Raw genomic sequence first — 21,931 nt, 5'->3', positions numbered from 1 at the left:
CCCTTACAGGAAAACGTCGGCGCCCGTTGGGTCTTTGGGATCGGGGCCATACTGGTTGGGACCGGGCGTTCCGGGCAGCAGCATCAGCACCAGGAATGCGATCCCGGCGATCGGCGAGAGCAGATTGACGATGGGGATCAGGTTGATCGCGATGAAGCCGAGATACCACCACCCGCTCATGTTCCGGTCATGCAGCCGGCGTACCGAGACGGCGATGTTGGGGATCAGGAAGGCCAGCCACCAGATCACGAAGACCAGCCCGAACCCGCCGAGGAACCAGCCGAACAGCGCTGACATATTGCCCGCCTCGATATCCGCGAACACGCCGAGCGAGGTGCCCATGGCGAACATCGCCACCAGCAGCAGGATGGCGATAACGAAGTTCAGCAGCGTGAAGCTCCAGTATTCCAGCCGGCGCGAGCGGCCGTCAAAATCGGCATAGCGCCTGAGCGGCATCAGCATCCATTCGATCATTCGTTCACCTCCTTCCGGCACCTCCATCCGGGGCCGGGACGCCGAAAAGCCGAAGGCCCGTTGGCGTTCAGCCCCGGGCCTCCGGCCAAATCCGCGTGAAATTTCAGGCCGCGCGCTTCCCTGGTCTACGCGAATACGCTCGTGCTGGTGGCATCCTTCGGGTCAGGCCCGAAGCGATTCGGCCCGCGCGTGCCTTCCAGGCACATGAACACCAGCACGATCAGCCCGCCGACGAAAGGAATGAAGCTGAGCAGGACGAACCAGCCCGACTTGTCCTGATCGTGGAACCGACGGACCTGCACGGCGATGCTCGGTACGATGATGGCAACGATCAGCAGCAGGGTCAGCGGGCCATAGACGCCGAAAACCATGCCGTTGAGGCCCAGGATGCCTTCGACGATGCCCAGCAGGATCGCGGCGATGAAGGCGCCCAGCAAAAAGAACCAGTATTCCTTGCGCCGCGAGCGGCCATTGAAATCCGCATACCGCTTGAGCGGCAACAGCATCCATTCGATCATCTGCTTCCCCCTTTTTTTCCGTCCTCGATAAGAACGCGGCGAGAATATCGCGGCACCGATTTTATGGGAAACGGAAATGCTGTGATTTATGCCACAGTCACGCGAGCGTCTGATGGGAGCGGGCCGGTGCCGCGAGGAAATGCGCCCTTCCGCGCATTTCCCAACGGACTCCCGCTCCCTCAAAACCGGAAGCGCGCCGAAACCCCGTACGTGCGGGCCTGGTTGGGATAGCCCGAGATCGAGCCCGATTGCGCGGGGGAATCGAAGATCTGCAGGATCGTCCGGTCATCGAGCAGGTTGCGGCCCCAGATCGAGAATTCCAGCCCGCTCGCCATGGCATACGTGATCGAGGCGTTGGCGTCGTTGATGTCCTGCCGGAACTCGCGCGCGGCCGCCAGCGCGGCATCGACGCTGATGATCGCGCCGGTAAGCGGGTTCTTCACCACCAGTCCCGGCAACCCCTCGACCAGCGCGAACGGTGCTTCGTAATGGTAATCGCCGCGCAGGATCAGGTGATCGCCGGTGCCGAATTCATGGTCATAGGTCGCCGCGAACGTCACCGAGAGCGGCGAGGCGCCCGGCACCGTCGTGCCGCTGAGATCGCCGAAGGCGGATTGCCGGAACGAATCGTAGTTGAGATCGAGGTAGGTCAGCGCCACGCTCAGTTGCAGCGGATCGACCGGCCGCGCCGTGCCTTCGAACTCGAAGCCCTTGACCGACTGCTTGCCCGCGTTGGCAAGGAAGAAGCCGGTGCCGGTGAAGATGTTCGACTGGAAGCCCTTGATGGTCTGCTTGAACACCGCGAAATTGGCCGTGACAGGCCCCCAGTCGGCCTTCAGCCCGGCCTCGTAGAGCGTCGAATCCTCAGGCTCGGCATAGCGTGAGCCCGATGTCAGGTTGGTCACGCCGATGCCTTGCGCGGTGATCCGGGCAAGGTCGGCCGGCGTGGGCCGGGCATCGCGCGAGAGGTTGATCGAGGCTGCCTTGTAGCCGGTCGCATAGCTCAGGTAGAGGTTCAGGCTGTCGGTCGCATCGAAGCTCAGCCGCGCGGTGTAGGAGAAATCGCCGTCGCTCACCCGGCCGGGTTCGACCGCGTTGGGCACGTTGAGGTAGGGCGGGAAGATCTGTAGCGCGCGCAATGCCAGCAGCGGCTGGGTCTGCGCGTTCACGCCGGCGACGACTTGCTGGTAGCCGGCCGGATTGGCCTGTGCGAAAGCGGCGATCTGCGCCGCCGAGGCGAAGCCGCCCGGCACGCCGAGCAGGCCGCCGACCGTCTGCGAGATGCCGGCATTGGTCGCCGCCGTGACCATGGCTGGGATCGGCACGCCGGCGAAGACGTCGCTGGACGTGACGTCGGACGCGAAGCGCTTCTTGTCGTGCGTGTAATTGATCCCGGCGGTCAGCGTCAGCCGGTCGGCCAGCTTGACATCGACCTGGCCGAAGACCGACCAGCTCTCGTTCCGCAGCCGATAGGCCTCGTCCAGCCCCTGGCCCGCGCCGAAGAACTTGCCGGCATAAAGCGCGGGGTTGCCCGAAAGCGTGCCGAACAGCCCTTCCAGCCCGGGAATCGATTGCGCGCCGCCGGTCTGCCCGCGCACCAGCAGGTCGGCATAAGGGCGGAACTGGGTGCCGAACTGCACCTGGTTGGCCTGGTCGATCTTCTCGTTGAAGTAATAGGCGCCCAGCAGGGCGTTGAGGCGATCGCCGACAGCGAAGCTCGCCCGCAATTCCTGGGTGAAGGTCTTGATCCGCAAGTCCTGGTAATTGCGGCGCAGCAGGTCGGCGCTGGTGAAGTCCGAATCCTGGTTGGTCACGGCATCGGTGCGGCGATAGGCGGTGATCGAGGTCAGCCTGACCGGGCCGGCATCGTAATCGACTTGCCCGGAAAGGCCCCAGTTCTCGATCTTGTTGGTCGATTCGAAGTTGTAGAAGACCTTGTCGTCAAAAGCGTCGCCCGGCGCGTTGACGTGCCCGCCCAGCGCCTGGATCGCCAGGGTGGAGGACGATGGCCGCAAGTTGACCACGGCGCAGCAGTTCTCGTCGATCTTGCCATAGTCGCCGATCAGCCGCACCTCGATCCCGCTTTCGGGGGCGAACAGCAACTGGCCGCGCGCGAACCAGCGGCCCCGCTCGTTGGTGCGCTCGTCCGTGGCGAGATCCTTCACCAGCCCTTCGCGCGTGTTGTAGCCGCCGGCCAGGCTGGCGGCGATCGCATCCGACAGCGGGCCCGTGACCATGCCCTTGACCACGATCGCGTCATGATTGCCGTACGACGCCTCGACATTGCCGCCGAATTCGAACTGCGGGCGCTTCGTGACGATCGAGATGACGCCAGCCGAGGCGTTCTTGCCGAACAGCGTCGATTGCGGCCCGCGCAGCACCTCGATCCGCTCCACATCGGGGAAATCGGCGATCATCGAGGCCGAGCGCGAGCGGTAGACGCCATCGACGAACAGCCCGACCGAAGGTTCGATTCCGGCATTGTTGGCGCCGTTGCCGAAGCCGCGGATGTAGAAATTGGTGTTGGCCGAGCTTTGCAGCTGGTTCACACGCAGCGAGGGCACCACCGATTGCAGGTCCTTCAGGTCGCGGATCTGCGCCCGTTCCAGCGTCTCGCCGCTGGTGACGCTGACCGAGACCGGCACGTCCTGCAGCGACTGCTCGCGCTTGGTGGCCGTAACGATGATGATATTGCTGTCGTAATTGGCCTCTTCGGCCGCTTGTGCGCGTGCCTGCGGGACGAATCCCGCGCCGACACAGGCGACACCGGCAAGTACAGCCGCGCGCGCGCGCACGGCGAAACGTGTCGTCATACCCATCTGGGCATCCCTTCCTGCTCCCGGGGTCGACACGCAATTATGGTCTGGGCCGCATCGCCCCTGTTTTCATGAAATGAATCCTAGAAATATCGCGGGCGGGAAACAATCTATTTACTTTGTTTCGGAGCGACTTCTCGTGATTGTTGCCGCAAGGTGACACTGGTGCACATGCCCAAGCCCCTTGCCGGAATCGCCGGCTTCGGATAAGGGCGCGCCGATTGTGCGGTGCAGCGAGGTACCGCCCCAACCCCTCGAACGCATAGGCCCCCGCATGTCCGCCCCCCTTCCCCTGCGCAACATCGCCATCATCGCGCACGTCGACCATGGCAAGACCACGCTTGTCGACCAGCTCTTCCGCCAGTCCGGCACGTTCCGCGACAACCAGCGGATCGAGGAGCGGGCGATGGATTCGAACGACCTCGAAAAAGAGCGCGGCATCACCATTCTCGCCAAGTGCACCTCGGTGGAATGGAACGGCACCCGCATCAACATCGTCGACACGCCCGGCCACGCCGATTTCGGCGGCGAGGTGGAGCGCATCCTCTCGATGGTCGATGGCGTGATCCTGCTGGTCGACAGCTCGGAAGGCGCGATGCCGCAGACCAAGTTCGTCACCGGCAAGGCGCTGAGCCTGGGCCTGCGCCCGATCGTGGTGGTCAACAAGATCGACCGGCCCGACGGCCGCCACTCCGAAGTGCTTGACGAAGTGTTCGACCTGTTCGTCGGGCTTGAGGCCGAGGACGAGCAGCTCGATTTCCCCGTGCTCTACGCCTCGGGCCGCAACGGCTATGCCAGCGAAGACCCCGAAGCGCGCGAAGGCACGCTGGAACCCCTGTTCCACAAGATCGTCGATCACGTTCCCGCGCCCAAGGTCGATGTCGATGGCCCGTTCACGTTCCTGGCCACGCTGCTGGACCGGGACAACTTCATGGGCCGCGTGCTGACCGGCCGGGTCAATTCGGGCACGATCCGGGTCAACGACCCGATCCGCGCGATCGACGCGGACGGCAAGGTGATCGAAACTGGCCGCGCCTCCAAGCTGCTGGCCTTCCGGGGGCTGGAGCGCGTTCCGGTCGAGGAAGCCCGCGCTGGCGACATCGTCGCGCTGGCGGGCCTCGAAAAGGCCACTGTCGCCAACACCATCGCCGATCCTTCGGTGACCGAGGCGCTCTATGCCCAGCCGATCGACCCGCCGACGCTGGCGATGCGCTTCTCGGTCAACGACAGCCCGCTTGCCGGGCGCGAGGGCGACAAGGTGACGAGCCGCATGATCCGCGATCGCCTGATGCGCGAGGCGGAAACCAATGTCGCCATCCGCGTCACCGAAAGCGCCGACAAGGACAGCTTCGAAGTGGCCGGGCGCGGCGAGCTTCAGCTTGGCGTGCTGATCGAGACGATGCGCCGCGAAGGCTTCGAGCTGGGCATCAGCCGCCCGCGCGTGCTGTTCCGCACCGACGAGGCCGGCCAGCGCACCGAGCCTTACGAAACCGTGGTGATCGACGTCGATGACGAATATTCGGGCACCGTCGTGGAAAAGATGCAGCGCCGCAAGGCGGAGCTGACCGACATGCGCCCCTCGGGCGCCGGCAAGACGCGCATCACCTTCTCGGCCCCCTCGCGCGGGCTGATCGGCTATCACGGCGAGTTCCTTTCGGACACGCGCGGCACCGGCATCATGAACCGCCTGTTCGAAAAGTACGACGCGCACAAGGGCACGATCGAGGGCCGCCAGAACGGCGTGCTGATCTCCAACGGCACTGGCGAGGCGGTGGGCTATGCGCTCAATTCGCTGGAGGATCGCGGCATCCTGTTCGTCAAGCCGCAGGACAAGATCTATGAAGGCATGATCATCGGCGAGAACGCCAAGCCCGATGATCTGGAAGTCAACCCGATGAAGTCCAAGCAGCTCACCAACTTCCGTTCGACCGGCAAGGACGATGCCATCCGCCTGACCCCGCCCCGGATCATGACGCTGGAACAGGCCATCGCCTATATCGACGATGACGAGATGGTCGAAGTCACGCCCCAGTCGATCCGGCTGCGCAAGGCGATCCTCGATCCGAACGAGCGCAAGAAGGCGAGCCGGAAGAAGGAAGCGGCCTGAGCCTTATTCCGGCGGACGCGCGGGCGGCTTGCCCAACCCGCGCCAGAGCCACCAGGACCAGACGATCGGCACGATCGCCGCGAAAGCGATCGCGCCGATCGTCAGCCCCGCTCGCCAATGGGGCGGGATGGGGCTCAGCGCCGCCAGCACCATGACCACGCCGGCCGTGATGAAGCACCGGCCGCCCAGCCGATGGGTGGCGATCCAGACATCGGTGCTCACCAGCGTCCAGGGCGTGCGGATACCCACGAAATAGCCCGGGCGCGATTTGGGCAGGACATTGCCGAGCGCGACGAGGCCGATCCCCACGCCCACCAGCAGCAGCGTCGGGGCCAGGTGCCAGCCGAAGGCCGGTGCCAGGATCATCAGGTGAGCCATGCCGAGCACGACGAGCACCATCGCCCAGGCGACCTTCAGCACGGGCGCCGATTGCGCGAGCTGGCGCTGCAGCGGTTCGATGCCGGGCAGGATCGCGAACAGCAGGCCGATCAGCGCGGTCATCGCCGGCATGATCGCCACCGCCATCCTCGCCGGCATGTGCGAATCCACTTCTCCGGCCGCGTTCCAGTGAGTCGGCAGCAGCGCGCCGTCCGGCAAGCGCGTGAGCGCCAGCAGGCCCAGCAGCGTCATGGCCAGCACCACGCCGGCCGAGGCGATCAGCCATCCGCGCACCTTCATGATGCGCCATCCTCCGCGGTGTCGGGCGCAAGGCCCATGCGGTTCATGAATGCCATCAGCGTTTCCTCCAGCACCGACATGTTCAGCGTATAGACGATCGAGCCCGCGCGATTTTCGCCCAGGATCAGCCCGGCGGCTTTCAGCTTGGCGAAATGGCCCGACATGGTCGGCTTGGAGACCGGGAAATACCCGGCAAGCTCGCCAGCCGTCATTCCGCCGCGCTTGAGCAGTTCGAGAACCTCGCGGCGAATCGGGTGCGACAAGGCGTCGAAAACCGAATTCATGATTTAGCTAATACACTAAATCACAAGGCAGGCAAGCGCGCCGCGACAACATTCATACAATTGCGTACAATCCTGAACCGATTCTGCCAGACCCATGCTGCGCCCGTTCAGCCCGGCCCGCGTAGAACGAAGCTCAAGAGGACGACACACGGCCCGGCAATCGCGCCGCCGCCGCCAAGGCCGCCCCAAACGGAGTTTCGACCATGAACCTGTTCCAGAAGGGCATCCTTGCCACCACGCTCGCCGCGACGGCGCTTGCCACCACCGCGCCGGCGATGGCCCGCGACTATCGCGACAATGACAACACCGCCGCCGTCGCCATCGGCGCGGGCGTGATCGGCCTCGCGCTCGGCGCGATCATCGCCTCCTCGGACGACAACGATCGCGACCGCTACGACAACCGCTATTACGTCCGCGACGGCTGGTACTACAACAACGGCCAGTACTATGACCGTTCGGGCCACCGCTATGACCGCAACGACTGGCAGCGCCGCTATGGCAATGCCGGCAATCGCGATCATGATCGCAACTGGCAGCGCAACGACGATCGCCGCGCCGATTACGGCCGCGATCGTGACTACTACCAGCGCCGCGGCTACTGATCGCCGATCCCTCCAGGGCCGGTTCTCCCCCTCGCCGGCCCTCTGTGAACCGCCCGGCCCCGCAAGGGCCGGGCGGCTTGCTGTCGGCTTGCCCTCGGCGCGCGGCAGGCACGGCTCACCTCGCCCGCGCGAAGGTTAACTGCCGGTTCAGGGCCCCGGTGCTCCATTGAGGACAGCTCACCCCCACCGTGATCGCCGTTCGGTCGGGCCGGAAGGGAGATAGACACATGTTGAAAAATCTGAAGAAACTCGGGCTTGCCGCCGGCCTTGCCGCGCTGGCGCTCGGCTCGGCGACCACCGCCCAGGCGCGCGAGCGCTGGCATGACGGGCGCGGGAACGATGCCGCCATCGCCATCGGCGCCGGGATCGTCGGCCTGGCCATCGGCGCGGCCATCGCCGATCGGGATGACGGCCGCTATTACGACCGGAGCTATTACCCCAGCCGCCGCTACGTGCGCGTGGCCGGATATCCCGATTACTACTATTACTATGACGGCTATCCGAACCGCTACTACCGCGATCGGTACTACACCCGCTATTACCAGCCCTATTACCGCGACCATTACAGCCGCCGGTACGACAACCGCTGGGATCGCGGCTATCGCCGGGTCGATCGCATGTATCGGGGCCACGATCGCTATGACCGCGATCACCGTCGCGGCTACCGGCACCGCTGATTGTACACCGATCCAAACGGGTTCGCGCGGGACGATGTCCACAGGGCATCGCCCGCCGCCCATCCACCCTCGCCAACCGGGCGGAGCGTCGCTATGGCGCTCGCCAGGATGGAGACCGCTGACCTTCGCATTGCCCTGTTTTCGGGCAATTACAATTATGTGCGCGACGGCGCCAACCAGGCGCTGAATCGCCTGGTTGGCTATCTGCTGCGCCAGGGCGCGGCCGTGCGGGTCTATTCGCCCACAGTGGCCGAGCCCGCGTTCGAGGCGACGGGCGACCTGGTCGGCGTGCGCGCGATGCCGATCCCCACGCGCGGCGAATACCGCCTGCCACTGTACCTGCCGGCCAGGGCGCGGCGCGATCTGGCGCGCTTCGCGCCCAACGTGGTGCATGTCTCCTCACCCGATCCGGTCGCGCACCAGGCGCTGACCTGGGCGCGCGAGCGCGACCTGCCGGTGCTGGCATCGGTCCACACCCGGTTCGAGACATATCTGCGATACTACAACATGGCCTGGGCCGAGCCGGTGATGGAAGCGATCCTGCGCCGCTTCTACCGCCGCTGCGACGCGCTGGTCGCCCCGTCCGAAAGCATGGCGCAAGTGCTGCGCGAACAGCGGATGAACTATGACATCTCGCTGTGGTCGCGCGGGGTCGATCGCGAGGTCTTCCATCCGGCGCGGCGCTCGCTCGAATGGCGCCGCTCGCTGGGCATCGGCGACGATGAAGTGGCGATCGGCTTCCTGGGCCGGCTGGTGATGGAAAAGGGGCTCGACGTCTTTTCCGACACGATCGACGAGCTGCGGCGCGGCGGGGTGGCGCACAAGGTGCTGGTGATCGGCGAGGGCCCGGCGCGCGAATGGTTCGAGGCGCGGCTGCCCGGCGCGGTCTTCGCCGGATTCCAGAACGGCGAGGATCTGGGCCGCGCCGTCGCCAGCATGGACGTGCTGTTCAATCCCTCGGTCACAGAGACGTTCGGCAACGTCACGCTGGAAGCCATGGCCTGCGCGCTGCCGGTCGTGGCGGCGGCGGCGACCGGCAGCGAAAGCCTGGTGGACAACCACGGCTCGGGCCGGCTGATCCGCCCCGGCGCGGTGCACCAGTTCGCCGAAGCGCTGCGCGCCTATATCGCCAACCCGGATTTGCGCGCCCGCCACGGCGCCGCTGGCGAGACCCGGGCGCGCGATTTCGGCTGGGACCGGATCAACCAGGCCGTCGCCGACACTTACGTGCGCCTGATCCGCCAGAAGCGGCCCAACCGGCGCTGATCCTCGCCCGCGCTGACCGCGCGGTCAGCGGATGCGCGGGGCGTGGGCTGGTGCCGCCATGCGCCGAAAACCACCCCTCAGCGCAGCACGCCTTTCGCGCGCATCCGCATGGCGTAGACCAGGAACGCGATCGCGCCGATCCAGATCACCGCGTTCATCGCATAGAGGCCGGGCGTGCGCAGGCTGGCCGGCAGGGCGGTGCCGAACTGGTAGACCGTGCTCGCCGCCAGGCCGAGCAGCGACAGCGCGAAGGCGTGGACGGCAAAGCGCGAGCGCAGCAGCAGGAGCAGCGATCCGGCCAGCGCGCCCCAGACGCCGCAGGCCCAGGCGGCCATGGTCCAGATCGGGAATTCGTCGATCATCTGCATCATTTCGGGCGGGAAGGCCGCCAGATAGGCCGGATCGCGGATATTGGTCATGATATAGTCGAAACAGCCGAAGGCGTTCCACAGCAGGCTGACCACGCCCACCGCCCAGAGATGCCAGGGCGTCCCGACCCGGCCCGATTGCACGGTTTCCTCCATCGCATTTCCCCACCTGTTTTATCTGACGCGCAGGCTACGCGTCGATTTGGGGCGATGCAATTGCGCGCGCGGCTCGCTAGATTACCGTCATGGCCGATCTTTTCGCCGAACAGCTTCCCGATACCGCGCCGGGCGCACCGCGTGAGGATGCGCCGCTGGCCGACCGGCTGCGGCCCCGCTCGCTGGCCGAGGTCGTCGGGCAGGAGCACCTGACCGGGCCCGAAGGCGCGATCGGCCGGATGGTCGCGGCGGGCCGGCTGTCCTCGATGATCCTGTGGGGGCCGCCGGGCACCGGCAAGACCAGCATCGCCCGCCTGCTGGCCGACGCGGTGGGGATGCGCTTTGCCGCCGTCAGCGCGGTGTTCTCCGGCGTCGCCGATCTCAAGAAAGCCTTTGCCGAGGCCGAGGTGGCGGCCCGGGCCGGCCAGCGCACGCTGCTGTTCGTGGACGAGATCCACCGCTTCAACCGCGCGCAGCAGGACGGCTTCCTGCCCTTTGTCGAGCGCGGCACGGTGACGCTGGTCGGCGCCACCACCGAGAACCCCAGCTTCGCGCTCAACGCCGCGCTGCTCAGCCGTGCGCAAGTGCTGATCCTGCACCGGCTGGATGCCGCCGCGCTTGGCGCGCTGCTCGATCGCGCGGAGGAGCTGGCAGGCCCGCTGCCATTGACGCCCGAGGCGCGCGAGGCGCTGGTCGCCTCGGCCGATGGCGACGGGCGGTTCCTGCTCAACCAGGCCGAAACGCTCTATGCCGCCAGGCTGGACCACGCGCTCGGCCCGGCCGAACTGGGCGCCTTCCTCCAGCGCCGCGTCGCGGTCTACGACAAGGATCGCGACGGGCACTACAACCTGATCTCCGCGCTGCACAAGGCGCTGCGCGGATCGGACCCGCAGGCTTCGCTCTATTACCTCGCGCGGATGCTGACGGCGGGCGAGGAGCCGCTCTACGTGCTGCGCCGGCTCACCCGGTTCGCCTCGGAAGATATCGGCCTGGCCGATCCGCAAGCGCTGACCCAGTGCCTTGCCGCCAAGGACGCCTACGAATTCCTCGGCTCGCCCGAGGGCGAACTGGCGATCGTCCAAGCCTGCCTCTATTGTGCCACCGCGCCCAAATCCAATGCCGCCTATGCCGCGCAGAAGGCGGCATGGAAAAGCGCGAAGGAAACCGGCTCGCTCGCACCGCCGCACAATATCCTCAACGCGCCGACCAAGCTGATGAAGGATATCGGCTACGGCGCGGACTATGCTTATGACCATGACGCGCCGGACGGATTTTCCGGCGCCAACTACTGGCCCGAGGGGATGGCGGCGCAGACCTACTATCGTCCCGTCCCGCGCGGCTTCGAACGGCAAGTGATCGAGCGGATCGAATGGTGGGAAAAGAAACGGCGCGAACGCCGGGGGCTCGCGGAATGACGCGCTTTGCTGATTGGGACGCGGTGGTCGCCTTCGCGATGTCGCTGCCCGATACCGCGATGGCGCCCTATTACGGCACGCCCAGCCCCAAGGTGAACGGCAAGGCCTTCGTCTCGCCGGGGCGCGAGGCCGGCAGCTTCCACGTGCCCGCGCCGCACGACGAGAAGGAGATCCTGCTGGAAACCGATCCCGGGACGTTCTGGCAGACCGATCACTATCGCGGCTGGCCGGGCCTGCTGGTGCGCTATGGCAGTGCCGACCCGGAGCGGGTCGCCCGCGCCATCACGCGCGCCTGGTGGGACAAGGCCAGCAAGACGCAGCGCAAAGCCTTTGGAGACCGGCCCTGATTCGCCCCCTGACCTGGTCGTTCCTCGCCCTGCTGGCGGCCAGCCTTGCCGTCTCCGGTGCCGCCCGCGCCGCGCCGCCGCGCGGCGGCCCCGATCTCGCCGCGTGCCCCGCCACGCCGAAAGGGCCGGAGGAAGGCATCGCCCGCACACGCCCGCTGCCGGTGCCGGCGGCGATGCGCAACATCGTGCGCGCCAGCCGTGACTGGTTCGCGGTGCTGACGCTGACCGGGGCGACCACCTGCGTGACCACGCGCGCGAAAAGCAGCGCGGAAAAGCTGCGGCTGGACCGGCAGGCGCGATTCTTCTCCTTCACCTGGTATGGCTATGAGGAAGATGGCCACATCGTCGTCGACCGCGCGGGCAAGGGCACGACGATCGAGACGGGCGCGCCGCCGGTGTTCTCGCCTTCGGGTAAGCTGCTGGCGGCGGTGCAGCAATCGGGCGCGGGCTGGGGCGGGCTGGAAGGCATGGCGATCTGGCGCGTGCTGCCCGATCGCACCGAACAGGTCACGCTGTTCAGCGACATACCCGAGATGGCCGACTGGCGCATCGACGGCTGGTCGGGCGAGACCTGCATAGACCTTTCCGCCGTGCCCAACGAGCGAATGCCCGAAAGCGGCACGGACCTGACCGGCGTGCCGCGCGATCGCTATGTCGCGGTCTGGGCGCGCAGCCACTGGCAATTCACCCGGCACGACAAGGGCTGCGCCACGCGGTGAGCCGCTTCCGCCATTTCATGGCGATCGACTGGTCCGGCGCGGCGCGCGCGCGGCACAAGGGCATCGCCATCGCGCTGTGCGGCAGGAACGGCGCGGCGCCCGTGCTGCTGCCGGCGCCGGACCACTGCCACTGGTCGCGCGAAGGCGTGCTGGCGCTGCTGCGCGGCGGGCTGCCCGCCGATACGCTGGTGGGGCTGGACCTGGGCATATCGCTGCCGTTCGCCGATGCCGGCGCCTTCTTCCCCGGCTGGGACGAAAGCCCGGCCGATGCCCGCGCGCTCTGGGCGATGATCGACGCTGTGTGCCGGGACGATCCGCACCTCGCCGCGACCAGCTTCGTCGATCACCCCATCGCCAGCGCCTATTTCCGGCGCCACGGCGGGCGCGAAGGCCCGCGCTTCCACCTTGCCCCGGCCGAACACAAGCGCGGCCGCTTCCGCCTGACCGAAGCGGCACAGGCGGCGCGCGGCTGCAAGCCCTACAGCAATTTCAACCTCGTCGGCGCGGCGCAAGTCGGCAAGTCGAGCCTGACCGGCATGAGGCTGCTGCACCGGCTGGGTGGGCACGTGCCGGTCTGGCCGATCGACGGCCTGGCCCCGCCTGCCGGGGGATCGCTGATCGTGGAAATCTACACCACGATCGCGGCGGTGGCAGCCGGGCGGCTGGCCGGCCGGGCCAAGATGCACGATGCACGCGAACTGGACACGGCGCTGGGCGCGCTCGGCTCGCCCCCCAGCGGGCTTATGGGCGCGCTGGACGATCACACCACCGATGCGATCCTGACCGCGGCCTGGCTGCGCCGCCACGCCGATGATGCAACGCTGTGGCAACCCGCCGGATTGACCACGGATATCGCCCGGACCGAGGGCTGGACCTTCGGCGCGGCTTAGCCCAAAACCGCGCCATCGCTGGCGGCCGCTCCGCACGGTCCGCCCCATCGCACGAAACCGAAGGAAACACCCATGAAACACGCCCTTTTCGCGGGCATCGCCTGCCTGGCGCTCAGCGCCGGCACCGCGATGGCCGCGCCGGCTCCCGCCCCGGCGGCCACGGCTCCCGCCCCCGCATCCGCCTGGAAGCCGTTCGCGCAGGCGACCATCGACAGATGGCTCGCGATCGATCCGGCCTTCGCGGTCTATCAGGGCGCCCATCAGTATGACGGCAAGCTGCCCGACTGGAGCGAGGCGGGCCTGAAGGCGCGCGCCGATTTCCTGCGCTCGGTCATCCGCGATGCCGGCGCATTCACCGGCCTTTCGCCCGAGGACGCCTTTGAGCGCGATTATCTGGTGCAAGTGGCCAGGGGCCAGCTCTTCTGGCTGGTGGACGCGGACCAGCCGCACACCAACCCGGCCTTCTACGTCGGCGGCGGGCTCGATCCCAACGTCTATGTCAGCCGCGATTATGCCGACAAGGCCACGCGGATGAAGGCGATGATCGCCTTCTTCAAGGCCGTGCCGGACGCCGCGCGGAACATCCGCGCCAATCTGAAGGCGCCGATGCCGGCCAGCTTCGTCAAGTATGGCGTGGCCGGTTTCGGCGGCTTTGGCGAATACTATCGCGGCGATGCCCGCGCCGCCTTCGCCGACGTGCCCGACGCGGCGCTGCAGGCCGAGTTCAAGGCCGCGTCCGAAGCCGCCGCCGCCGCGATGGACGGCATTGCCGAATGGCTCAGGACCCAGCAGGCCAGCGCCACGCAGGACTTCGCGCTGGGCCCCGATCGCTTCGCCCGCATGGTGCGCGAGACCGAAGGCGTCGACGCCTCGATCGACGAGCTGGAACGCGTCGGCCGCGCCGACCTCAAGCGCAACCAGGAGGCGCTCAAGGCCGCCTGCGCCCGGTTCGCGCCGGGCCAGACCATCCCGCAATGCTTCGACAAGCTCAATGCCGACAAGCCGGCCGAAGGGCCCGTCGCCGCCGCAGCCAAGCAGATCCCGGAACTCACCGCCTTCGTGCGGGCAAAGGATCTCGCCACGATCCCGGGCACCGAACAGGCGCTGGTGCGCGAGAGCCCGCCCTACAACCGGCAGAACAGCGCCTATATCGATCCGCCGGGGCCGTTCGAGAAGGGCATCCCATCGATCTACTACATCTCGCCGCCCGATCCCGCGTGGTCGCCGGAAAAGCAGCGCGATTACATTCCCGGCAAGGATGATCTGCTGTTCACCAGCGTGCACGAGGTGATGCCCGGCCATTTCCTGCAATTCCTCCATTCGAACCGCTCGCCCTCATGGATCGGCCGGCTCTTCGTCGGCTATGCTTTCGCCGAGGGCTGGGCGCACTATACCGAGGAGATGATGTGGGAAGCGGGCCTGGGCGATGGCGATGCCGGCGTCCACGTCGGCCAGATCTCGAACGCGCTGCTGCGCAATTGCCGCTACCTCTCGGCCATCGGCCTGCACGCGCGCGGAATGACCCAGGCGCAATCGCAGGCGATGTTCGAAAAGGAATGCTACCAGACCGAAGGCACCGCCGAACAGCAGGCCGCGCGCGGCACGTATGATCCGGCCTACCTCAACTACACGCTGGGCAAGCTGATGATCCGCAAGCTGCGCGCCGACTGGACCGCCCCGCGCGGCGGCCGCGCGGCGTGGAAGGCGTTCCACGACGAGTTCCTGAGCTACGGCGGCCCGCCGATCCCGCTGGTGCGCCAGGCGATGATGCACGAAGCCGCCCCCCACGCGGTTTTCTGACCATCATGCGCGACAAGTGACTGGACCGGCGCCCTCCCCGCTTGGTAAGGGCGCCGGTCAATTGCGTCCAAGGGGCCGGCTTAGCTCAGCTGGTAGAGCACCTGATTTGTAATCAGGGGGTCAGGGGTTCGAAGCCTCTAGCCGGCACCATTTCATCTTCGATGGAACCGGCATGCCCTGAGTCCGGCATGGGGTTCGAACTGTGTCCGAACGGGCCCGCCATTTCCCTGCGACCCGCAGCGTGTCGTGTCGCTATCGCGGGTCCACCGATGCCAGCGCGCGGCTGGTCTTGATGGTCTGGATGACGAAGAGCGCGATCAGGACGATGCCGACGCCGCCGACGAAATAGTCGAACCCCGTCATCACCCCGAGGTTGCGGTCCGAATCCCCGAAGACCAGCATGGCCAGCGTCAGGCCGATCAGGATCACGCGCAATTCGGTGGGGCCGGCGGCGAGATAGGACAGCCGCATCTCTCCGAACACGCGCACCGCCAGGAAGGCGTGCACCGACAGCAGCAGGTAGCCCACCAGCGCGATCAGCGCGACATCGAGCCGGACATACGGGCTGAGGCCAATGCCCAGCAGGATCAGCAGCGTGGCGATCCCGTCGCAGCTATGATCGAGGAAATAGCCGTATCGCGGCCGTTCGATATGGCGGAAGCGGGCGAGGCTGCCGTCCATGGAATCGCCGAACCAGTGGATCACATAGCCGACGATGCACAGCCACAGCCACTGTTCGTCGGACAGGCTGGAGGCATAGCCGGCCAGGACGAGGGCCGCCCCGGCCAGGCCCAGCGCCGTCAGGAGATCGGGCATCACCCAATTCGGCATCCGGGCGCATAACCAATCAAGCACCTTGCGTTCGGTGGAAGCCAGGAGATTCTGCTGGACCCGCGTGATGGTGGTGGGGGTCTTGTTTCGCGTTGCGTTCATGGCGCCTTATCGCGGCAGACCACCCACTGGCGCAAGCCGCTCGTGTTGCACTTTTTTGACATTTGGGATGCGCAGACGCAAGATTCGCCCTCGCCCGGCCGCGCCGGGGCGGCTTTTCGGCGGTTACAATTTCACGGTGTTGAGCCGCAAGGCGTTGACCACTACGGTGAACGAGGACAGCGCCATGGCCGCGCCGGCGAACATCGGCGACAGCAGGATGCCGGCCACCGGATAGAGCACGCCGGCGGCCACGGGCACGCCGATCCCGTTGAACAGGAACGAAAAGAACAGGTTCTGGCGGATATTGGCCATCGTCGCGCGGGCCAGCCGGCGGGCGCGTACCATGGCCGCGAGGTCTCCATTGGTGAGCGTCAGCCCGGCGCTTTCGATCGCCACGTCGGTGCCGGTGCCCATGGCCACGCCCACGTCGGCGGCGGCCAGCGCAGGCGCATCGTTGATGCCATCCCCCGCCATCGCCACGCGCGCGCCCTGCGCCTTCAACTCGCCGACGATCCGCACCTTGTCATCGGGCCGCAGATTGGCGCGCACATCGTCGATGCCGCCGATCTTGCGCGCCACCGCTTCGGCCGTGCCCTGGCTGTCGCCCGTGAGCATGACGATGCGCAACCCTTGCGCGCGCAGCGCGGCGATCGCGCCGCGCGCCGATTCCCTGATCGGATCGGCGACCACCAGCAGCCCGGCCGCGCGGCCATCGATCGCGACCATCATCACACCCGCGCCTTCACCGCGATGGCGTTCGGCCGCGCTTTCCAGCGCCGCGGGATCGGCGCCGACCCGCCGCATCTGCGCGGCGTTGCCGACGGCGACGGCCCTGCCGTCGATCCGGCCGCTGATGCCCAGCCCGGTCTGCGAGGCGAAGTCCTCCACTTGCCCGGCCACGAGGCCGCGCTCCCGCGCCGCGCCGACGATCGCCAGGGCGAGCGGATGTTCCGAGCGCGCCTCGATCGCGGCGGCCAGCGCCAGCAGCGCGTCGGCGGCGATGCCTTCGGCCGGCTCGACCGCGACCAGCCGGGGCTTGCCTTCGGTCAGGGTGCCGGTCTTGTCGATCACCAGCGTATCGACCCGGTCGAGCGCCTGGAGCGCTTCCGCGTTCTTGACCAGCACGCCCGCCCTGGCCCCGCGCCCGGTGCCGACCATGATCGACATCGGCGTCGCGAGCCCCAGCGCGCAGGGGCAGGCGATGATCAGCACGGCGATGGCATTGAGCAGCGCATGGCCGAAGCGCGGCTCCGGCCCGGCCATGCTCCAGACCACGAAGGTGACGATCGCGACCAGCACCACCAGCGGCACGAACCAGCCCGAGATGCGATCGGCCACCGCCTGGATCGGGGCGCGGCTGCGCTGCGCTGCGGCCACCATCGCGACGATGCGGGCCAGCATGGTATCGGCGCCGACCGCGCGCGCTTCCATCAGCAGGCTGCCGGTGCCGTTGACCGTGCCGCCCGTCACTTTGGCGCCGGGGGTCTTGAGCACCGGCGCGGGTTCTCCCGTCAGCATCGATTCGTCGAGTGAGGAGCGGCCTTCCAGCACCGTGCCGTCCACCGGCACCGCTTCGCCAGGGCGGATGCGCAGCCGATCGCCCACCAGCACTTGGGCGATCGGCACTTCGCGTTCCTCGCCCTGCGGGTCCACGCGGCGTGCGGTCTTTGGCGCGAGATTGAGCAGCGCGCGGATGGCGCGCCCGGTGGCGGCGCGGGCGCGCAGTTCCAGCACCTGGCCCAGCAGGACCAGCGCGACGACCACGCCCGCCGCCTCGTAATAGACCGGCACCATGCCGCCGTGCATCCGCAAGGCGGCGGGGAACAGGCCGGGCGCCAGCGTCGCGGCCAGGCTGTAGAGGAAGGCCGCGCCCACGCCGATCGCGATCAGCGTGAACATGTTGTAATGCCGGGTCCCGAGCGACGCCCAGCCGCGCTGGAAGAACGGCAGCCCGGCCCACAGCACGATCGGCGCGGTCAGCGCCAGCTGCACCCAGGGGGACCAGGCCGGCGGGACCAGATGGAGATCGAGCATTTCCGCGCCCATGGAGACCAGCAGCAGCTGCACCGCCAGGACGGCGCTGACCCAGAAGCGGCGCGTGAAATCGACCAGTTCGGGGTTCGGCCCCTCATCGGCGCGCGGCTCGGCCGGCTCCAGCGCCATGCCGCAGATCGGGCAAGTGCCCGGACCGTCGCGGCGGATCTGCGGATGCATCGGGCAAGTCCAGACCGTGCCCCGGGGCGCCGATGGCGCGGCAGGCGCGGGGGCGAGGTACTTGTCGGGATCGGCAAGGAACTTGTCGCGGCAGCCGGCGCTGCAGAAGTGGTGGGTGTGGCCGCCGTGCGCGGCATGGAAGGCGGTCTTTTCAGGATCGACGGCCATGCCGCAGACCGGATCGGTCACGCCCGCCGGTCCGTCCTGCGCGGAGTGGTGGTCCTGGCCATGGTGATCACCGGCGTGGTGGTGATGATCCATTGGGAATGCTCCTTCGCCATGCCCGCCGATCGGGCCAAGCCGCCATGGGCCTATCGCTTGCCGTCGATCCCCAGCCGCCGGGCGACCAGGCTGATGTCAGTGCCCTTGGGCACGACGACCCATTCCTGAGGATGCGCGCCATCGATCGCGACGACGGCGTTCTTCGGGCAGACCTTCAGGCAATCGACTTCGACCACGCCGATCGAGGCCTTGCGCCCCTTCTTGCCGTTGCCACGCTTCAGCAGGGCCTTGGCGAGCGAGGTGCGCCCGTTCTTGCCGAAGCCGCCGCCGCAGCGCTTCGAACACTTGCGGCACACCAGGGTGACGCTGCTCCACTGTGCCGGAACCCGTTTCATTCCGCCGATATGGGAAAGCTTCGCCACGCGGCAATGCCGCGACGAAGCGAGCCCCGGCTAGCCGGCGGCGGCATCGTCATAGCGCTGGCGATGGGCGTCGATCTCGTCGCGATGGGCCTGGATCCACGAGCCGATCCGCAGCGCCTCGGCGGCGAGCGAGATGCCAAGCGTGGTCAGCGCATACTCCACTTGCGGCGGCACCGTGGGGTGCACGGTGCGGCGGACCATGCCGTCGCGTTCCAGCGCGCGCAGCGTGCGCGTCAGCATCTGTTGCGAGATGCCGCCGACCACCCGGCGCAACTGGTTGAAGCGCAAGGCTTCCTCGCGCAGCGAGACGACCACCGGCAAAGTCCAGCGATCGCCGATGCGGCTGAGCATCCCGGCAAGCTGGCGGCATTCGCCGGGTTCGTGCGCGGGGGCGGGGCGGGAGGGAACGGTCATGTCCATGTGACTAGGTCTCGAAATTATGCGTTCTTGGCGGATTTGCCCATGGTTCATAGCTGTGCCGCGTCATCAACTGAACCGGACACCGCATTCCCGTGAAGATCCTCCATCTCGATTCCAGCATCCAGGGCGATGCTTCGGCCACGCGCGCCGTTTCCGCCGCCATCGTCGCACGCCTCAGGGCGCTCGAACCCTCGGCCGAAGTCGCCTATCGCGATCTGGCCGCCGCGTCCTTGCCGCATATCACGCTGGCCGGGCTGGGCAGCGCCGAATCCGCGACGCTGGTGGACGAGCTGCTGGGCGCCGATGTCGTGGTGATCGGCACGCCGATGTACAATTTCGGCCTGCCCACCCAGCTCAAGGCGTGGTTCGATCATGTCCTGATCGCTGGCCGCACCTTCCGCTATACCGCGCAGGGGCCCGAGGGGCTGGCCGGCGGCAAGCGCGTCTTCCTCGCGCTGTCGCGCGGCGGGATCTATTCGGAAGGCCCGATGGCGGCCAACGAGCACGCCGCCAGCCATGTCACGGGAATGCTGGGCTTCATGGGCATCACCGATCTTCGCGCCATCGTCGTCGAAGGCGTCGCCATTGGCCCCGAACAGCGTGAAGCGGCGCTGAGCGCGGCGCTCGACGCGGCGGGCCGGATCGAACTGACGGACGCGGCGCCCGCCGCCTGATCCATATGGCTCCGGCCGGTCGCAGGCCGGCCGGAGCCGCGCCGCCGGCCAGTCGCGGTTGCCGTGGCTTGCCGCGGGCGTCGCTTTGGCCGAATATCCTTTCCGTCAGCCGGTTGGCCGGTCCCGCGTCGCGGGCCGGCGCGACGGGCAGCCAGCGGAGGGTCCGGTGCCGGAAAAGCCCGATACCGCGCGGCCCGCTTCGGGCCGGGCCGAAAGCGTCATCACCCATCCCGATCGGGTGATCTTTCCCGATGCCGGGCTGACCAAGGGCGATCTGGCGGACTATTACCGCGCCGTCGCGCCGATCATGCTGCCGCATTTCGCCGGGCGGCCGACCAGCCTGGTGCGCTGTCCGCAAGGCAGCGGGGAGGCGTGCTTCTTCCAGAAGCACGCCGGCGGCGGCTTTGGCCCGCCTGTGCGGCAAGTGCCGATCCGCGAGAAGGACGGCGGGACGGAGCCCTACCTTTATGTGGAGGACGTGGCCGGCGTGCTCGCCTGCGTGCAGATGGGCACGATCGAGTTCCACGCCTGGGCCGCCCATGCCGCGCAGGTCGAACGGCCCGACCGGATGATCTTCGATCTCGATCCCGACGCGGGGCTGGGCTTTGCCGCCGTGAAAGAGGCGGCCCTGCTCATCCGGCGGCGGCTGGCCGATCTGGGCCTTGCCAGCTTCGCGATGCTGTCGGGCGGCAAGGGCGTGCACGTGGTGGTGCCGCTGACGCCGGGCCACGGCTGGGACGCGCACAAGGACTTCGCCCACCGCTTTGCCCAGGCGCTGAGCGAGGACGAGCCCGAGCGCTATGTCGCGACGATGAGCAAGGCCCGGCGCAAGGGCCGGATCTTCATCGACTGGCTGCGCAACCAGCGCGGCGCGACATCGGTGGTGCCCTTCTCGGCACGCGCGCGGCCCGGCGCGCCGGTGGCGGCGCCGGTCGCATGGGCGGAGCTGGACGATATCGCCAGCCCGGCGCGTTTCTCGATCCGTGATGGCGCCTTGCTGATCGAACGGCCGGCGAGCGCCGGGCTGCGCGGCTGGGGCTTTGCCGACCAGACGCTGCCCACGCCCTGAAGGCCGGCGCGACAGCAAAAGGGGCGGAAAAAAGCCGTTCGGCCTTCCGCCCCCTTTCAAGCCGCCGCGAATCCGCTCAGTTGGCGACGGGCGCCGCCGCCGAGGCATCCGACGGCAGACCGCCAAGCTGCGTGACAAGCTGGGTATAGGCGTCAAGATAGGCCAGCACGATGATCTGGCCGATCTGCGTGTTCTGGTAGCCGCCGCCGCCGACACCGCCGAATGTGCCGCCGAAGAAGCCGCCGCCGCCCGCGCCGAAGCTGACGTCGGACTTGCGGGCATAGCCTTCGGTCAGCGCTTCTTCCACGGTCGTGCGGGCATTGACGATCGAAAGCGTCACGTTCGCCTCGCCCTTCTTGACGTTGAGGCCGCCGGCGATCGCGCCGACACCGCGGCCGAAGAAGCCGCCCACGCCGCCCAGCACCGCGCCGACTCCGCCGCCGCCCGAATTGTTGTTGGTGCTGACGATGTCGGGCTGCAGGAAGTAGTCCGCCGCCTTGACCTGGCCGCGCCCGATGTTCGATCCGCGCTGCAGTTCGCCATTATCGGCCATGGCGCGCTCCATCGCGCGGTTTTCCAGCGAGCGGCCGCGATTGACCAGCGTGAAGCAGCGCGAACGCTGCACGAACACGCGCAGGATCGCTTCGGGGCTGCCCAGGTTGTATTCGCGCCACCACTGGTTGTCGGGCTCGACGATGGCGACAGTGCCCAGGTTGCGGGCGCAGACCGGAATGTTCTGCGTGCCCTTTTCCTGCAGCTTGCGGGCCGAGGACTTGTCGGCGGCCATGGCATCGGCGCCACCCAGCGTGACGGCCAGCGCGGCGAGCGCGCACATCATCTTTTTCATCGTTCGAAACTCC

General features: G+C 67.6%; 21 protein-coding genes, 1 tRNA gene and 1 pseudogene. 12 read left to right on the top strand and 11 right to left on the bottom strand.

What is annotated here, in order from left to right:
- Positions 1-3: 3 nt before the first annotated feature.
- The 3 genes from PYV00_RS03965 to PYV00_RS03955 form a co-directional block, all read right to left on the bottom strand.
- Positions 4-474, bottom strand: a complete 471-nt coding sequence (locus PYV00_RS03965; protein ID WP_275226955.1) for a DUF805 domain-containing protein — start codon at positions 472-474, stop codon at positions 4-6.
- A 125-nt stretch (positions 475-599) separates the two neighbouring features.
- A complete protein-coding gene (locus tag PYV00_RS03960; RefSeq protein ID WP_275226954.1) occupies positions 600-992 on the bottom strand; it encodes a DUF805 domain-containing protein in 393 nt (130 codons plus the stop codon).
- 179 nt (positions 993-1,171) lie between these two features.
- Entirely contained in the window at positions 1,172-3,811 is a 2,640-nt protein-coding gene (locus PYV00_RS03955) for a TonB-dependent receptor (protein ID WP_275226953.1), read from the bottom strand.
- A gap of 271 nt (positions 3,812-4,082) precedes the next feature.
- On the opposite strand from PYV00_RS03955, the gene typA reads away from it, so the two are divergent.
- A complete protein-coding gene (typA, locus tag PYV00_RS03950; protein ID WP_275226952.1) occupies positions 4,083-5,915 on the top strand; it encodes a translational GTPase TypA in 1,833 nt (610 codons plus the stop codon).
- Between the two features lie 3 nt (positions 5,916-5,918).
- Here typA and PYV00_RS03945 read toward each other — a convergent pair whose 3' ends face one another.
- Together PYV00_RS03945 and PYV00_RS03940 are read right to left on the bottom strand one after the other, a co-directional pair.
- Entirely contained in the window at positions 5,919-6,593 is a 675-nt protein-coding gene (locus PYV00_RS03945) for an SdpI family protein (protein ID WP_275226951.1), read from the bottom strand.
- A complete protein-coding gene (locus PYV00_RS03940; protein WP_275226950.1) occupies positions 6,590-6,877 on the bottom strand; it encodes a metalloregulator ArsR/SmtB family transcription factor in 288 nt (95 codons plus the stop codon). The genes PYV00_RS03945 and PYV00_RS03940 overlap by 4 nt, the downstream gene beginning before the upstream one ends.
- A gap of 203 nt (positions 6,878-7,080) precedes the next feature.
- Here PYV00_RS03940 and PYV00_RS03935 point away from each other — a divergent pair, with 203 nt between their 5' ends.
- From PYV00_RS03935 to PYV00_RS03925, 3 genes are all read left to right on the top strand, one after another.
- Entirely contained in the window at positions 7,081-7,479 is a 399-nt protein-coding gene (locus PYV00_RS03935) for a hypothetical protein (RefSeq protein WP_275226949.1), read from the top strand.
- A 227-nt stretch (positions 7,480-7,706) separates the two neighbouring features.
- Entirely contained in the window at positions 7,707-8,156 is a 450-nt protein-coding gene (locus PYV00_RS03930) for a hypothetical protein (RefSeq protein ID WP_275226948.1), read from the top strand.
- 108 nt (positions 8,157-8,264) lie between these two features.
- Positions 8,265-9,422, top strand: a complete 1,158-nt coding sequence (locus PYV00_RS03925; RefSeq protein ID WP_275226947.1) for a glycosyltransferase family 4 protein — start codon at positions 8,265-8,267, stop codon at positions 9,420-9,422.
- Between the two features lie 77 nt (positions 9,423-9,499).
- Here the strand turns inward: PYV00_RS03925 and PYV00_RS03920 are convergent, their stop codons facing one another.
- The gene (locus PYV00_RS03920) at positions 9,500-9,946 is read right to left on the bottom strand and encodes a hypothetical protein (RefSeq protein WP_275226946.1); all 447 of its coding nucleotides are present in this window, start codon (positions 9,944-9,946) and stop codon (positions 9,500-9,502) included.
- An 89-nt stretch (positions 9,947-10,035) separates the two neighbouring features.
- On the opposite strand from PYV00_RS03920, the gene PYV00_RS03915 reads away from it, so the two are divergent.
- The 6 genes from PYV00_RS03915 (at position 10,036) to PYV00_RS03890 (ending at position 15,267) form a co-directional block, all read left to right on the top strand.
- Positions 10,036-11,361, top strand: coding sequence for a replication-associated recombination protein A (locus tag PYV00_RS03915; RefSeq protein ID WP_275226945.1), 1,326 nt, complete (start codon positions 10,036-10,038; stop codon positions 11,359-11,361).
- On the top strand, positions 11,358-11,708 hold the full coding sequence (locus PYV00_RS03910) for an MmcQ/YjbR family DNA-binding protein (protein WP_275226944.1): 351 nt from the start codon (positions 11,358-11,360) through the stop codon (positions 11,706-11,708). Before PYV00_RS03915 ends, PYV00_RS03910 begins: the two co-directional genes overlap by 4 nt.
- A complete protein-coding gene (locus PYV00_RS03905; RefSeq protein WP_275226943.1) occupies positions 11,657-12,427 on the top strand; it encodes a hypothetical protein in 771 nt (256 codons plus the stop codon). The genes PYV00_RS03910 and PYV00_RS03905 overlap by 52 nt, the downstream gene beginning before the upstream one ends.
- A complete protein-coding gene (locus tag PYV00_RS03900; protein WP_275226942.1) occupies positions 12,424-13,317 on the top strand; it encodes a hypothetical protein in 894 nt (297 codons plus the stop codon). The genes PYV00_RS03905 and PYV00_RS03900 overlap by 4 nt, the downstream gene beginning before the upstream one ends.
- 72 nt (positions 13,318-13,389) lie before the next feature.
- Entirely contained in the window at positions 13,390-15,117 is a 1,728-nt protein-coding gene (locus PYV00_RS03895; protein WP_275226941.1) for a DUF885 domain-containing protein, read from the top strand.
- A 74-nt stretch (positions 15,118-15,191) separates the two neighbouring features.
- Positions 15,192-15,267, top strand: a tRNA-Thr gene (locus tag PYV00_RS03890).
- A gap of 102 nt (positions 15,268-15,369) precedes the next feature.
- On the opposite strand, the gene PYV00_RS03885 is transcribed toward PYV00_RS03890, so the two are convergent.
- The 4 genes from PYV00_RS03885 to PYV00_RS03870 all read right to left on the bottom strand — a co-directional run bounded on the left by PYV00_RS03885 (position 15,370) and on the right by PYV00_RS03870 (position 19,322).
- The gene (locus tag PYV00_RS03885) at positions 15,370-16,050 is read right to left on the bottom strand and encodes a CDP-alcohol phosphatidyltransferase family protein (protein WP_275226940.1); all 681 of its coding nucleotides are present in this window, start codon (positions 16,048-16,050) and stop codon (positions 15,370-15,372) included.
- A gap of 123 nt (positions 16,051-16,173) precedes the next feature.
- Positions 16,174-18,525 carry a heavy metal translocating P-type ATPase gene (locus tag PYV00_RS03880; protein WP_275226938.1) on the bottom strand — a complete coding sequence of 784 codons (2,352 nt, stop codon included), beginning with the start codon at positions 18,523-18,525 and terminating at the stop codon, positions 16,174-16,176.
- A 50-nt stretch (positions 18,526-18,575) separates the two neighbouring features.
- Positions 18,576-18,881 (bottom strand): (2Fe-2S) ferredoxin domain-containing protein, encoded by a 306-nt coding sequence (locus tag PYV00_RS03875; RefSeq protein WP_275226937.1) that lies wholly within the window; start codon positions 18,879-18,881, stop codon positions 18,576-18,578.
- A 57-nt stretch (positions 18,882-18,938) separates the two neighbouring features.
- On the bottom strand, positions 18,939-19,322 hold the full coding sequence (locus PYV00_RS03870) for a winged helix-turn-helix transcriptional regulator (RefSeq protein ID WP_275226936.1): 384 nt from the start codon (positions 19,320-19,322) through the stop codon (positions 18,939-18,941).
- A 98-nt stretch (positions 19,323-19,420) separates the two neighbouring features.
- Here PYV00_RS03870 and PYV00_RS03865 point away from each other — a divergent pair, with 98 nt between their 5' ends.
- On the top strand, positions 19,421-20,002 hold the full coding sequence (locus PYV00_RS03865; RefSeq protein WP_275226935.1) for an FMN-dependent NADH-azoreductase: 582 nt from the start codon (positions 19,421-19,423) through the stop codon (positions 20,000-20,002).
- Positions 20,003-20,063: 61 nt separating this feature from the next.
- Positions 20,064-21,071 (top strand): annotated as a pseudogene (ligD, locus tag PYV00_RS03860) (non-homologous end-joining DNA ligase); the annotation flags it as partial.
- A gap of 76 nt (positions 21,072-21,147) precedes the next feature.
- Here ligD and PYV00_RS03855 read toward each other — a convergent pair.
- On the bottom strand, positions 21,148-21,918 hold the full coding sequence (locus PYV00_RS03855) for a CsgG/HfaB family protein (RefSeq protein ID WP_275226934.1): 771 nt from the start codon (positions 21,916-21,918) through the stop codon (positions 21,148-21,150).
- Between the last annotated feature and the right edge of the window lie 13 nt (positions 21,919-21,931).

The sequence above is a fragment of the Novosphingobium album (ex Liu et al. 2023) genome (assembly GCF_029076845.1).
GTDB lineage: Bacteria > Pseudomonadota > Alphaproteobacteria > Sphingomonadales > Sphingomonadaceae > Novosphingobium.
The sequence above is the reverse complement of the archived record's forward strand: the minus strand, read 5'-3'. Positions and strand labels throughout refer to the sequence as shown.